Here is a 13,791-nt window from a genome sequence, read left to right on the forward strand (position 1 = left end):
GGGCTGTATGGCCCCCTTTTTTGTGTTTTAATGGCCGTAACCGCGCCGTTAAGCGACAATTTAGGAAGGATATGACGTTAAAATCCATATTTATTTTATCTTTAGTGATACTTGGGGTGACTGGTTGCCAATCGAGTCCAAAGAACAACGCACAGCATGTTGTAAATGTTCCGTTGAGCGTGCCCCTGGCCGCCAATTTTAGAAATGAGGTTGCCATAGCTCGCTATTCAGAGTTATTGAACGCCAGTGATTTACAGCAAGAACAAAAAGCGCAGTTATATTACATCCGCGGCATGTCATATGACAGCGTAGGACTAAGCACCTTGGCACGTATTGATTTCAATCGCGCAGTAAAGATGAAACCAGATCTGGCTGAAGTGTATAACTTTTTAGGCATTCATCACACGCTTTCTCAAGAGTACGGTCAAGCCTACGAAATGTTTGATACTGTTTTAGAGTTAGATGAAGAGCATGAATATGCTTACTTAAACCGTGGTATTGCGCTTTATTATGGGGAGCGTCCTCGTTTGGCGAGTCAGGACTTGTCTACTTTTTTAGCGCGTTCGCCTCAAGATGCTTATCGTGTGATGTGGCTATATCTGGCCCAATCGCAAGTTAATAAGCAACTCGCTGTCACGCAACTCAAAGAAAACAGTCAAGCATTGAACTACGAAGAGTGGGCAAGCCAACTGGTTCAACTCTACCTAGGTGAAATAAGTGAAGGGCAATTCCTGTCACAACTTGGGGAAGGGGTATCAAATCAGCAAGAATATGCAGAACGCCTCTGTGAAGCTTATTTTTATCTTGCTAAATTGTATCAAGCCAGAGGAGAGCAGCAAGTTGCAATTGATTTTTTTAAGTTGGTGCTTGCTACCAATGTATATGAATTCGTTGAGCATAAATACGCTCGTTTAGAACTGGATCTATTAGCAGCTGATGAGGCAGGTTAAGTTCTTTGTCATTAGCTGTTTTTTATTAGTGATGATGGTAAAAAGCCATCATCAACCGAGTTTAAGTGAACAAACAGCGCGCCATGCGTTTTTGATACAAAACCCACAAGTTTACTACTTGATAGAAGATAAAATAAATTTATCAGCCCTTCCTGAACATATTATCCGTGCCCTGTTGGTGTTAGATGTTGCTAAAGTAAAGTTTGAATGGGCCATACGGCTTGCTAAACAGCAGCGTTTTGACGAGAGTCGACTGTATTGGCAAAAGTATTATCTTGATGGGATGGAGCAACAACGAGCGCGTTTAGCGCAAGCGTTTATACAGAATGATGCGTTTGATGAGCTGCAAAGATTACAACAGATGTACTCGCTACCTCAAAAGCTATCCGTGCTGCTTGAGAGTGAGCGAGGCACGTTACCGCAAGCGCTTCCTAGAGAGTCATTAGCAGCATGGCGGTTGCGCATTGTATCTGATGATCTGCAGTTTTCAGGACTGTGTAAAAATCGTGTGCTGTTGGTAAGTGACCACTATCGCGGAGTGAAGAGGCTGAATAAGCTAAAAAAGCAGTATCTCAAAAAACCAGAACCAGAAGCAAACAGTTACTGCTTTACAGAAGTATTTTATATAGGAAATATTATGGCATGTGAGGGGACTGACGGGCAGTTTGCCAGATGTAATGCTGAAGGTTTGATAGAGCAATATAAAGACTCCATGGACAATGTCGACTATGTCATAGTGATGACCAAAAGTGGTCAAGCAAATGTAACTAATGGCATGATGACGTTAACTTTAAGCAGTGATTACCAAGTATTTTTACATGAATTAATGCATTTCAGTGGTTTTGAAGATGAATATGCAGTAGCACCTGAAAAAGCCCGTTGGCTATGTAAAAAGGAGGGGCGCTATGCACCAAACTTGATTGTTGCTGAATCTCCTCCTGATGAGGGCTGGTATGAAAGTAAAACATGCAGAAATGGTGCACTTACCGCCTATAAGCCAAGTAAAGATTGGAGCATTATGCAGTACCAAGAACTACCTTTATCGCATAAATATCGACAGCTTTGGCAAAATGCTATTAACTCAAGGCGTTACCAGTTACCTACATTTTTTAACTGGAAAACGAATCAGAACACGGCGACGCTGTATGAGAGTGCAAGCGAGATATGAATTTAATCTGAATTGTTTGTTAAAGTTGTCTAAAATGACATCAGCCAGTCTGTATAACTATAGACAACTCAAACACTAATACAGTATAACTGGGAGAGTTTTGTGTGCTCAAAGCATGTAATTTAGAATGACTAAAATAATGCTAGAGTGCACCCCAAACTCAGTGTATGCCGTGTGCTTACGGCACTGAAACAAAAAGGTTTAATCTATGACTTTGCTTTGGATACCCTTGTTATCCTTTATCGGCAGTATTTTTTCTTCATTTTTGGGCAAGTTGTCTCGCAATCAATCTACTGCGTTGACTTTGCTTGCCCCATTTGCAGCGCTTATTTGGGCTATTCACCTATCTCCTGCGATATTTGCTGGAGATACAATAAGAGAAAGTACTACTTGGATCCCGTTATTGGGTATTGAAATTGCCTTTCGCTTAGATGGGCTAGCTTTGCTGTTTGTATTTATGATACTTGGTATCGGTATTTTAGTGATCTTCTATGCTCGTTATTACCTGAGCGAGAAAGATTCAATGCCCAAGCTCTATTCTTACTTGATGCTCTTTATGACTGCGATGCTTGGCATCGTGATGTCAAATAATGTACTCCAGCTATGGTTATTTTGGGAGCTTACTAGCATTAGCTCATTCTTGCTGATTAGCTACTGGGGTCATAAGTCCGAAGCGCGTAAAGGTGCACGTATGGCCCTTGCCGTTACAGGTGCTGGCGGTTTGGCACTACTGGCTGGTTTACTGATGCTAGGGGATGTGGTTGGTAGCTACAATCTCGATGTTATCCTACAAAATAAAGGTTTAATTCAAGCGCACAGATTATATGAAGTCATTTTAGTCTTGGTGTTATTAGGTGCTTTTACAAAGTCGGCACAGTTTCCGTTCCATTTCTGGCTACCTCACGCAATGGCCGCCCCCACTCCGGTAAGCGCCTATTTACACTCTGCAACTATGGTAAAGGCGGGGATATTTTTGCTTGCTCGTTTTTATCCTGCGCTCGCCGGAACCGATATATGGTTTATATTGGTCGGGTTAACAGGGTTAACGACTCTATTATTTGCCGCTTATGTTGCACTGTTCAAGCATGATTTAAAAGGTTTATTAGCTTACTCAACAATTAGCCATTTGGGCTTAATTACTTTGCTATTAGGGCTGGATACAGAACTCGCTACGGTTGCTGCTATTTTTCACATAATAAATCATGCAACTTTTAAGGCTTCGCTGTTTATGGCGACTGGTATTATTGATCATGAAACTGGTACTCGAGATATGCGTAAGCTCAACGGTATGTGGCGATTCATGCCTTATACCGCAACCTTGGCGATGGTCGCCGCAGCCGCTATGGCAGGTGTACCATTGCTCAATGGCTTCCTATCAAAAGAAATGTTTTTTGCTGAAACTTTGTATCAGCAGTTACTTGGTTCAATGTCTTGGTTGATCCCGGTATTAGCGACTATCGCTGGCGCTTTTTCAGTGGCTTATTCTGCCCGATTTATCCATGATGTGTTTTTTAATGGCGAGCCTATTGGCTTGCCCAAACAGCCTCATGAACCACCAAGGTACATGCGTGTTCCAATCGAAATTTTAGTAGCAATATGTTTAGTCGTTGGTATGTTTCCTAATTTAGTTATAGATGGAATACTCAATGCAGCTTCAGCAGCTGTGTTAGGCACGCCGCCGCCAGAATTTAAAATATCGATTTGGCATGGATTTAACTTACCCCTATTAATGAGTGGTATTGCAGTGTGCGGTGGCTTATTTATCTACACTCAACGACGCTATTTATTCCAATTTCAGGCGTCACTGCCACCAATGAACGCCAAAAAAGTATTTGATAACACGGTGTATGGCATCGTGAAATGGAGTCAACGAAAAATAACGGCGATTGAGAATGGCTCATTACAGCGTTATCTAATGTTGATGTTTGTTGTGGTGCTTATTAGTGCTGGATGGCCACTATTTGAAATGGCGCAACTGGTAGGTGGTAAAAAGCCGACAGCAGTAGATATTCATAATGGTATTGGCGCGGCACTGTTAATGATTGGAGCGATTGGTACTGTGATTTGGCACCATGTGCGTATGGTCTCATTGTTGATGCTATCTGTGGTAGGTCTGATGGTTTCTGTTGCCTTTACACGTTTCTCGGCACCAGATTTAGCTCTAACACAGTTAACTGTTGAGGTAGTGACCATCATTCTACTGATGCTAGCGCTGTTTTTCTTACCACAACGAACGCCAAAAGAGTCAAGCTCAATCCGAGTGTTACGTGACATAGGTATTTCGTCTGCCATTGGTGTTGTTGTTGGTAGTATCTGTTATGCCATGATAACAAGACCACTGGATTCAATTTCTGAATTTTTTATAGCCAATGCAAAATCAGGAGGAGGAGGTACTAACGTAGTGAACGTGATTTTAGTCGACTTCCGTGGTTTTGATACACTTGGAGAAATCACAGTTCTAGGTATCGCCGCTTTAGGTATTTATAAGTTACTAATTAACTTACCACTGTTTATGCCTGCTAGTGATAGTGAAGGACGCCCATGGGCAAAAGAACGTTACCCATTACTACTTGCTAGTATCTCGCAAAGCCTACTACCGCTTGCGTTATTGGTTTCGTTTTATATTTTCTTACGTGGTCATAACCTTCCTGGTGGTGGTTTTATCGCAGGTTTGGTAACGGCAATTGCCTTTATTTTGCAGTACATAGCGCACGGCTCTCACTGGATAGCCGAGCGATTAACGATAAACTACCGCAAAATTATTGCCTCAGGCATTGCCATTGCTTTGCTAACAGGTGTTGGCAGCTGGATATTTGATAGACCATTCTTAACAACGTGGTTTGATTACTTTGATATACCTGTTATTGGCAAAATTGAATTGGCCAGCGCACTGGTGTTTGACTTAGGTGTTTACGTTACGGTTGTCGGGGCAACGTTAATGATATTAGCAAGTTTGGGTAAAGTAACCGCGGATGCACCAAAAGAAGAGGTAAACTTTTAATGGAATTATTATATGCATCTTGTGTTGGATTGTTAGTAACCTGTGGCGTGTTTTTAATCTTGCGTGCAAGAACATTCCCAGTGGTACTTGGTTTAACTATGTTGTCTTATGCCGTTAATCTGTTTTTGTTCTCATCAGGTCGTTTGGCACTAAATAAGGCGGCAGTACTTGGTTATTCGAGTGAATATGCCGACCCTTTACCACAAGCTTTGGTGCTGACAGCAATCGTAATTGGATTTGCAATGACAGCATTTGTAGTAATCTTGGCTATTCGTGGTCGTGCTGACTTGGGCAATGATCATGTAAATGGGCAAGAAATAGTAAAAAATAACAAAAAGGGTAAAGCATGATCCAGCATTTGACGTCTTTACCAATTCTTCTGCCAATGTTAGCTGGGGTTATTTTGCTTTTACCGCCATGTGGTAAAAGCGTACCAATTAGAAGAATTGCATCTGTTGTTTTCTCTGCCTTTACACTTTTCGCATCACTTGCGTTAATGGCAAAGGTCACTTCAAGTGGTACTCAGGTATATGCGATAGGTAACTGGTCTGCACCATTTGGCATTGTTATGGTTGCTGATCCACTGTCGGTATTACTGGTCAGCCTCACCTCCTTTCTAGGAATGGCCTGTGCGCTCTATGCGTGTGCTGGAGACGATGAAAAAGGCGCATTTTTTCATCCTTTACTGCATTTTTTAATACTCGGTGTAAACGGTGCATTTTTAACAGGTGATATGTTCAACCTGTTCGTATTTTTTGAAGTGTTACTGATTGCATCATACGCGCTGTTAATGCACGGCGGGGATAAACATAACACGCGTGCTGCATTGCAATACGTGATTATGAACTTAGTTGGCTCTGCGGTTTTTTTGATAGCGCTAGGTACCCTCTATGGTGTTCTGGGTACCCTCAACATGGCTGATATGGCAAATAAAGTGACAACATTGCAAGGTGATGACATTTATTTGGCAAAAATTGGCGGCTTATTATTATTGGTAGTTTTTGCCCTTAAAGGTGCGTTATTGCCGCTCCACCTTTGGTTACCGAACACCTACGCTACGGCTATGCCTGTGGTCGCTGCTTTGTTTGCGATTATGACTAAGGTTGGTGTTTATTCTATGATGCGGGTTTATACCCTCGTATTTGGTGAACATGCAGGTGAGCTGAGCTTTATGGCTCAAGGCTGGTTATGGTGGCTAGCTATAGCCACGATTTTAGTCGGCTCAATTGGCGTGTTAGCAAGCCAAGATTTAAGGAAGTTAACGGCAAATTTGGTTATTGTGTCGGTTGGCACTTTGGTTGCGCTTGTGGCTGTACAGTCAATCCAAGCAAGCGCAGTCGCTATATACTATTTGGTTCATTCAACCCTAGTGAGTGCGGCATTATTTTTACTTGCAGATCTTATTGCCCGCCAAAGAGGTAAGGTGAGCGATAGAATTACAGCAGGTCGACCAGTTGCTCAACCGCTATTACTTGGAAGTGGGTTTTTAATTGCTGCTATTACCGTCATAGGTATGCCCCCGCTATCTGGTTTTGTAGCAAAAATTTGGTTACTAAGGGCCACTTATGAAACCGAACAGGCAATTGTATTTTGGCCCGTATATTTACTTGCAAGCCTAGCCGTTTTGCTATCACTGTCAAAAACTGGCAGCACACTATTTTGGCATAATACAACGGCAAAAACCGCGGATGCAGCAGAGCAGAACCGTGTTCATCCCGCTCAATATTGTGCGCTAGTTATGTTGTTAATAGCATCTCCGTTGATGGTCATATTTGCAGGCCCTTTAACTGAATATGCATTGATGACGGCAACTGAGTTGCATAATTTTGCAAATAATCTCAGTGTTGTTTTAGAAGGAGCTCAGTAATGCGCTTAGATGCTCGTTTTTCTTGGCTACCTACTCCGTTTAGAAGCCTAATGCTTTTTTCCGTATGGTTGTTGCTTAACAATAGTCTATCTGCAGGGCATATTGTGCTTGGCCTGATATTAGCGATTGTGATCCCCCTAGTAACTCAGCCATTTCGCACAAAACAACCATTGATATTAAAGCCTGGCTTAGCTATACGCCACCTATTGCTTGTTTTGTATGACATCATTACCGCGAACGTCCAAGTCGCTTTACTGATTTTAGGCCCGACGAAAAGGTTAAACCCTGGTTTTATTAAGGTGCCATTAGATTTATCCCATAGTATGCCTATTACTATTTTGGCCAGTACCGTATCTTTGACACCAGGCACTGTAAGTGCGGAGGTTTACCCTTGGCTAGAATCTTTACCTAATGGTGATAAACCTGAACAACGCTACTTGCTGATCCATGTTTTAAATTTGGAAGATGAAGAGGAACTGGTCAAAACCATTAAGCAGCGTTATGAAGCGCCGCTTAAGGAGATTTTTCAATGCTAGAGACAGTCATTTTAATTGTGTTTGCAATGATAGGTTTATCATTGTTGCTAAACTTATGGCGCTTAGTTGTCGGGCCTTCGGTACCTGACCGTATTTTGGCGCTTGACACTATGTACATAAATAGCATCGCATTGATCATTTTATATGGGATGAGTATGGGAACCGGTTTGTACTTTGAAGCCGCATTACTGATCGCTATGTTAGGATTTGTGAGTACCGTAGCTGTATGCAAGTACTTACTGCGTGGCGATATAATTGAGTAGGAGGTAATATGGCTGAGTGGATAATTTCAATACTATTACTAATAGGTGGCTTTTTTGTGCTTGTAGGCTCAATAGGCTTAGTAAAGATGCCTGACTTTTTTATGCGCTTGCATGGGCCTACAAAAGCGACAACGTTAGGAATGGCAAGCTTATTAACAGCGGCAATGATTTACTTTAGTCAACTTCAAGATGGCGTGAGCGCGAAAGAAATATTGATATCAATTTTCTTGCTGTTGACCGCGCCTATCAGTGGATACATGCTGATCAAGTCAGCTATTCATCATAAACTCAAAAGTATCGAGCGAACCTCAGGGAACGATAATATCGAAGATGATGTGTGATATCTCATAAAATAAAAAGGTACGCTTAACAACCGTACCTTTTTTTGTTTTACCCAACTTACCTACTTGCACATTAATTTGCTTTATGTTGTCCTGTGTAATCAGAGTAAAATCAAAAAGTTGTTATATAACTAATTTGGTAAGTCTTGTTTTGAATTTACCATTATGCAAGCTTGGTAGAGTCAAATTTGCCCTGTTTAAAGTGATGTACTTTAGTCAAGCTAGTTGTTTGCATTATAAAGAAGGAAACGCATGAATCACACATCTATAAAAAGCAAGCTACTCGTATTTGTCGGTGCTTTAGTCACTTCTTTGGTAATGTTGCTCACGTTATATATGTGGCTTAATTTAGGTGCTCAAAATGAAAAGCAAAATAAGCAAGTACAGAGCGCAATATATGACGAGGCGCAACGTAGTTTAACAGCACAAGGAAGCTTCTATGCCCAGCGTATTGCTGGATTTATAAACGAGGCTTACCGTGTGCCTTATACGTTTGCGGGGGTATTAAATAACGGTGCTCAAGAGCAGCCTTTATCTCGTGAAGTGGTACAAAATGCAGTTGCTGGTGCATTGCAGCAGAATAAGTTTGTCTCTTCTATGTATGCACAATTTGAGGCAAACGGATATGACAATCTAGATGGACAATACAGATCTGGAGCGAGTCACTCTGTAGCTGGTGATGGTACATTAGAAATCTACTTTACGCGTGATTCATCGGGTATAAGTCAACAAAAGGTTGCCGCAGCGGCTGACAAGTACTTAGAGGCTCGAAACGAGTTTGGCCTAAGGGAAGCTGAATGGTATTTGTGTGCCCGAGATAAAAATAGGCCCTGTATTATGGAGCCTTACTTATATGATGGCACGTTGATGACTTCACTGACTGTGCCTGTGCAAGCTAGCGGCCGCTTTGTTGGTTTAGTGGGAGTCGATGTCAATTTGCCTATTTTTCAGGAGCAAGTCGAAGAACTATCGCGCTCTTTGTACCAAGGAGCAGCTAAAGTAACCTTACTGAGCGAACTCGGTTTGGTGGTTGGTTCGAGCCATTATAATAAGTTGGCAAGACCACTGAAGGAGTCTATGTCAGCCTCTCGAGCACAAAAGCTGTTAGGACTGCATAGCTCTAAGGAAGTCATTGAAATTGGAGAGGACATCGCGGTTGCCGTGCCAATTGACATTAAGCTGGCAAATACCACTTGGTCTTTGTTGATCGAAGTACCTAAAGGTGTGGTTCTTGAGCGTGCAACCTCCTTGGCAAAAGAGCTTGAAGAGTCGGCTGATTCTTTGAGTCAAACAATGCTAATTGTTGGCGTTGTTATCGCGTTAATAGGGATAGCGATAGCGATGGTTCTTATAAATACGATTATAAAGCCTCTGACGCATATCCAGCGCCGTATAGAAAACTTAGCAAGTAGTGAGGGGGATCTGACTCATGAATTAGAAGTCAGTCATCATGGCGAATTAATAGCGTTAGCAAAAGGGTTTAATTCTTTCACTTACAAGCTTCGCAACATGATTGATGATCTGAAAAAGCTTGCAGAACAATCTTATCAACAGTCTTTTGAAACGACAGAGTTAGCCATAAACATCAAAAATAAGGTGGCAAATCAGCATAACGAAATTGATAGTGTTGTTGCTGCTATCAATGAGTTGAGCGCTACTGCATCAGAAGTGGCTCGCTCATCTGAACAAGCGGCACACAGCGTTAATGAAGCAGCGAACCAAGTGCAACTGAGTGAAGCCAGTATTGTAAAAACTACGCAGACGGTTCAAGCAATGGCGTCTCAAGTTTCAGACGCAAAACAAGCTATTACGAAAGTTGTAGAGCGAAGTGCCGACATTTCACAAATATTAGATGTGATCAGAGCGATTGCAGAACAAACTAATCTACTGGCGCTTAATGCAGCAATTGAGGCTGCTAGGGCTGGAGAGCAAGGGAGGGGTTTTGCGGTTGTTGCTGATGAGGTAAGGGCTTTGGCTTCTAAGACGCATGACTCAACCAACGATATTAGTAAGTTGATAGGCAATTTAACCCATGAAGTTCATCAATCTGAAAGCATCATTGAAAATTCAGTTGCTCAAGGAGAACTAGCGGTGTCTTATTGTAAGGAGTCGGCCGATGGCATGGGTAGTATGGTGGCTATGTTATCGAGTATCTCTAATGAGGTTACTCAAATAGCGACAGCCGCCGAGGAACAGAGTGTTGTGACAGAGGAAATCAATACCAACACGACAGGCATTGCTGATGCAGCGATAGAGCTGTCGCAATTAGCAGATCAAGTTGAGCAAGCAGCGAGTAAAATGACAATAATTGTTGAACAAAAGCACACTCAATTAAATCTTCTAAAAACTAAGTAACTTGACTGCTGCGTGTCGATGTCGGCGCGCGGCAAACACCCATCCCATCTAATCACCCATTGATTCATACTGGAATAATTACATCGCTTAGCTTATGATAACTGTTTATTTATACAGTTATCAGGTTTGTCTAATTCAATGAAACTATATATTGCCGAAAAACCGTCTTTGGGAAGAGCGATTGCAGAGGCACTGCCTAAACCACATAAAAAGCAAGATGGGTTTATCGAGGCAGGTGATGGCAGCATTGTTTCTTGGTGTGTTGGGCATCTGTTAGAACAAGCTGAACCTGAAGATTACGATCCAAAGTACAAAAAATGGCTGTATGACGACCTTCCTATAGTACCCGAAAACTGGCAATTTAAAGCAAAAGCTAAAACTAAAAAACAACTAGGCGTACTTACAAAATTAATTAAGCGTGCCAAAATCATTGTTCATGCTGGAGACCCTGACCGCGAAGGACAATTGCTTGTTGATGAAGTACTTCAACATGTTGGTTTGAGCTCGTCGCAAAAGCAAAATGTACAACGCTTACTTGTCAGTGATCTGAATGTGGATGCAGTTAAGCGGGCTTTGACTGTTATAAAGTCAAATCAATCGTTTGTACCACTTAGCGTATCAGCCTTAGCCCGAGCTAGGGCTGATTGGTTATATGGTATGAATCTTACCCGCGCTTATACACTAACAGGACAAAAAGCGGGGTATCAAGGTGTACTGTCTGTTGGAAGGGTGCAGACTCCCGTTTTAGGGCTGGTTGTAAAAAGAGACAATGAAATAAAAGCATTTGTATCGAAACCTTTTTACGAAGTGTTTGCCCACCTACACACCGAAGAGCTGCAGCCTTTGGTTGCTAAGTGGCAACCCAGTGAAGCATGTCTGCCATATATGGACGAAGAAAAACGTGTCTTGGTAAAAGCGCTTGCACAAAATGTGGCTACTCGTGTGAAAGGGCAGCCTGCTGAGGTTGTGAAATTGACAAAAAAGCCAAAGAAACAATCAGCGCCTCTGCCATATAATTTATCTGCGCTGCAGATAGATGCTAATAAACGATATGGGATGTCGGCGAAACAGGTTTTGGATGTATGCCAAGCGTTATATGAAAAACACAAGTTAATAACCTATCCGCGTTCAGACAATCGATATCTACCAGAAGCACATTTTCATGAATCTAGGCAGGTATTATCTGCAATAACTAATAACAATGGTTGTGATAAAGGCAAAGTCGAGAATGCCGATTTATCTATTAAGTCTAAATGTTGGAACGATAAAAAAGTGGCGGCGCATCACGCGATCATACCAACAAGTAAAAAATTAAAATCGGCGCAGCTTGGCCAATATGAACAGCAAATCTATAAGCTCATCAGCATAATGTATGTTGCTCAGTTTTACCCAGCTTACACTTACAATGAAACAGTTGCTGAAATCTCAATTGCAGGTGGGATGTTTATTGCCAAAGCTAAACAGATTACGAATGAGGGTTTCAAAGTATTGTTTGGTAAGGAAAGGCACAATGAGGGAGCTGACTCAACCTTTTTACCTCCCCTAGTTGAAGGACAACAGTTACTTTGCCATGATGCGCAGATTCAGGAAAAGCACACACAACCTCCACAATATTATACTGATGCGTCTTTGCTGGCAGCCATGACTGGAATAAGCCGATATGTAAAAGATCCTGAAATAAAAAAGATCTTAAAAGAAACTGACGGATTAGGTACAGAAGCAACGCGAGCTGGGATAATCGAGTTACTTTTCAAGCGAGGTTTTTTACTACGTGAAGGCAAACTAATAAAAAGCAGTGACGTTGGGAAAACTATGATAAATATGTTGCCCGAAGCTTTGACTTTACCGGATAGAACTGCTTTGTGGGAATCACATCTAGCTAAAATTGCTAATAAAGAGTGTAGCTATCAAAATTTTATGGAGCCACTCATAACTCAAATCGGTGAAGTTATCTCAACAGCACACTTAACAGAGAATATAAACTTTAAGGGACTAGCAAAGCCAAATAATAAACGCAGATTCAAAAAGCGGAGGAAAAATACGGCGAAGACGTAAAATTAGACTTGTAATTAATGCCTTTGCCTCAATATAAAAACAAAACCAGCAAAAAATAAAGCAAAGTATGAGTAACCAAATTCAACTAACAAGCGAAAATATACAACAAGTGCTTGGAGAGCAAAACCAAGATAAACTAATTCTGTTAACCTTTTTTAGTGCTCAAAACCCAGACTGTGTAGCACAGGCCTCTATACTAAATAATTTGGCGGCTAGTTATGAGTCTCACATCCTTGTCGCTACAGTCGATTGTGATAACCAACAAGCTTTAGCGTCGCAGCTTGCACAGCAAATTGGCTTACAAGCTTTGCCTACTCTTGTGTTGCTTAAGAATGGTGCTCCAGTTGATATGCTACCTGGTCCTCAAGGTGAAGAAGAAATCAAGAAAGCGCTTGCAGAGCATTTACCCAAACCAGAGGTTCTTTTGCTAGATCAAGCAAAGCAGGCGCTTGCAAATGACGATTTAAATACAGCCTTTGGCTTTGCGAAGCAAGCTTATGACATCGATGCAAATAACACTCGAGTCAAACTGGTTTTAGCAAACATCTGTATTCAGATACAAAAGCTAGATGATGCACAAGCACTACTCAATTCGATAGTAGAAACTGAACAAGATGCATATTTTCAAAACTTACAGGCCAAATTAGAGCAGGCAAGGCAAGCACAAGAGTCTCCTGAAATAAAAATGCTTAGTGAAGCACTCGAAGCTGAGCCTGAGAATAACGACATAAAGTTAAAACTAGCGACCGTCCTTGCTGAGGCTGGTAAAAAAGAAGATGCATTGGCACTCTTATTAAGTATTTTGCAACGGGATATGAACTTTATGTCAGCAAAAAAAGATTTCTTGGACATAATTGCTTCGTTACCTGATGGGGACGTGTTAGCTGCATCATATAGACGAAAGCTATACAGTCTTCTGTATTAGCCGTGGGTATAAAGTACACTCTTAGAATTCAGGCTGTGTACTTTTCGCAAAAATAATTTGCATCTTTTTATTTTTCTATAATACTTAACTCCCCGTTGAGTGAAAATCATACAAACAATGGGCGATATGTATATCAAAAATTGTAGTTTTAAATGGTTTTGTGTGTTTTTTGCTCGAAATGTGTTTTTTTTGAAGTTTTGTTGAAAAACCGCTTGCGCTTTTAATTCGCCGCCCTATAATGCGACCCCACTGACACGGAGCGCTACGCTGAATAAGCAAAGCAACAACGAGTCAGCGTCGAGTAAAACTTAAATTTAAAACTTCTTAAAA

At 41.4% G+C, this 13,791-nt stretch carries 11 protein-coding genes; all 11 read left to right on the top strand.

Going from position 1 to position 13,791, the window contains the following annotated elements; genetic code table 11:
- Positions 1–71: 71 nt before the first annotated feature.
- The 11 genes from nlpI (at position 72) to HG263_RS18295 (ending at position 13,461) form a co-directional block, all read left to right on the top strand.
- Positions 72–950, top strand: coding sequence for a lipoprotein NlpI (gene nlpI / locus HG263_RS18245; protein ID WP_171627523.1), 879 nt, complete (start codon positions 72–74; stop codon positions 948–950).
- Positions 937–2,118 carry a hypothetical protein gene (locus HG263_RS18250; protein WP_171627524.1) on the top strand — a complete coding sequence of 394 codons (1,182 nt, stop codon included), beginning with the start codon at positions 937–939 and terminating at the stop codon, positions 2,116–2,118. Before nlpI ends, HG263_RS18250 begins: the two co-directional genes overlap by 14 nt.
- Positions 2,119–2,326: 208 nt before the next feature.
- On the top strand, positions 2,327–5,119 hold the full coding sequence (locus HG263_RS18255; RefSeq protein ID WP_171627525.1) for a monovalent cation/H+ antiporter subunit A: 2,793 nt from the start codon (positions 2,327–2,329) through the stop codon (positions 5,117–5,119).
- Positions 5,119–5,469, top strand: a complete 351-nt coding sequence (locus HG263_RS18260; RefSeq protein WP_171627526.1) for a Na+/H+ antiporter subunit C — start codon at positions 5,119–5,121, stop codon at positions 5,467–5,469. The genes HG263_RS18255 and HG263_RS18260 overlap by 1 nt, the downstream gene beginning before the upstream one ends.
- Positions 5,466–6,986 carry a monovalent cation/H+ antiporter subunit D gene (locus tag HG263_RS18265; RefSeq protein WP_171627527.1) on the top strand — a complete coding sequence of 507 codons (1,521 nt, stop codon included), beginning with the start codon at positions 5,466–5,468 and terminating at the stop codon, positions 6,984–6,986. Before HG263_RS18260 ends, HG263_RS18265 begins: the two co-directional genes overlap by 4 nt.
- Positions 6,986–7,522, top strand: a complete 537-nt coding sequence (locus HG263_RS18270) for a Na+/H+ antiporter subunit E (RefSeq protein ID WP_171627528.1) — start codon at positions 6,986–6,988, stop codon at positions 7,520–7,522. Before HG263_RS18265 ends, HG263_RS18270 begins: the two co-directional genes overlap by 1 nt.
- A complete protein-coding gene (locus HG263_RS18275) occupies positions 7,516–7,785 on the top strand; it encodes a K+/H+ antiporter subunit F (protein WP_070984038.1) in 270 nt (89 codons plus the stop codon). Before HG263_RS18270 ends, HG263_RS18275 begins: the two co-directional genes overlap by 7 nt.
- A gap of 8 nt (positions 7,786–7,793) precedes the next feature.
- The gene (locus HG263_RS18280; RefSeq protein ID WP_171627529.1) at positions 7,794–8,126 is read left to right on the top strand and encodes a Na+/H+ antiporter subunit G; all 333 of its coding nucleotides are present in this window, start codon (positions 7,794–7,796) and stop codon (positions 8,124–8,126) included.
- A gap of 252 nt (positions 8,127–8,378) precedes the next feature.
- The gene (locus HG263_RS18285) at positions 8,379–10,481 is read left to right on the top strand and encodes a methyl-accepting chemotaxis protein (RefSeq protein ID WP_171627530.1); all 2,103 of its coding nucleotides are present in this window, start codon (positions 8,379–8,381) and stop codon (positions 10,479–10,481) included.
- Positions 10,482–10,619: 138 nt separating this feature from the next.
- Complete coding sequence (locus tag HG263_RS18290; RefSeq protein ID WP_171627531.1) at positions 10,620–12,536, top strand: DNA topoisomerase III; 1,917 nt, start codon at positions 10,620–10,622, stop codon at positions 12,534–12,536.
- Between the two features lie 67 nt (positions 12,537–12,603).
- The gene (locus HG263_RS18295) at positions 12,604–13,461 is read left to right on the top strand and encodes a tetratricopeptide repeat protein (protein ID WP_171627532.1); all 858 of its coding nucleotides are present in this window, start codon (positions 12,604–12,606) and stop codon (positions 13,459–13,461) included.
- Positions 13,462–13,791: the final 330 nt, after the last annotated feature.

Source organism: Pseudoalteromonas caenipelagi, from assembly GCF_013140855.1.
Lineage (GTDB): Bacteria > Pseudomonadota > Gammaproteobacteria > Enterobacterales > Alteromonadaceae > Pseudoalteromonas > Pseudoalteromonas caenipelagi.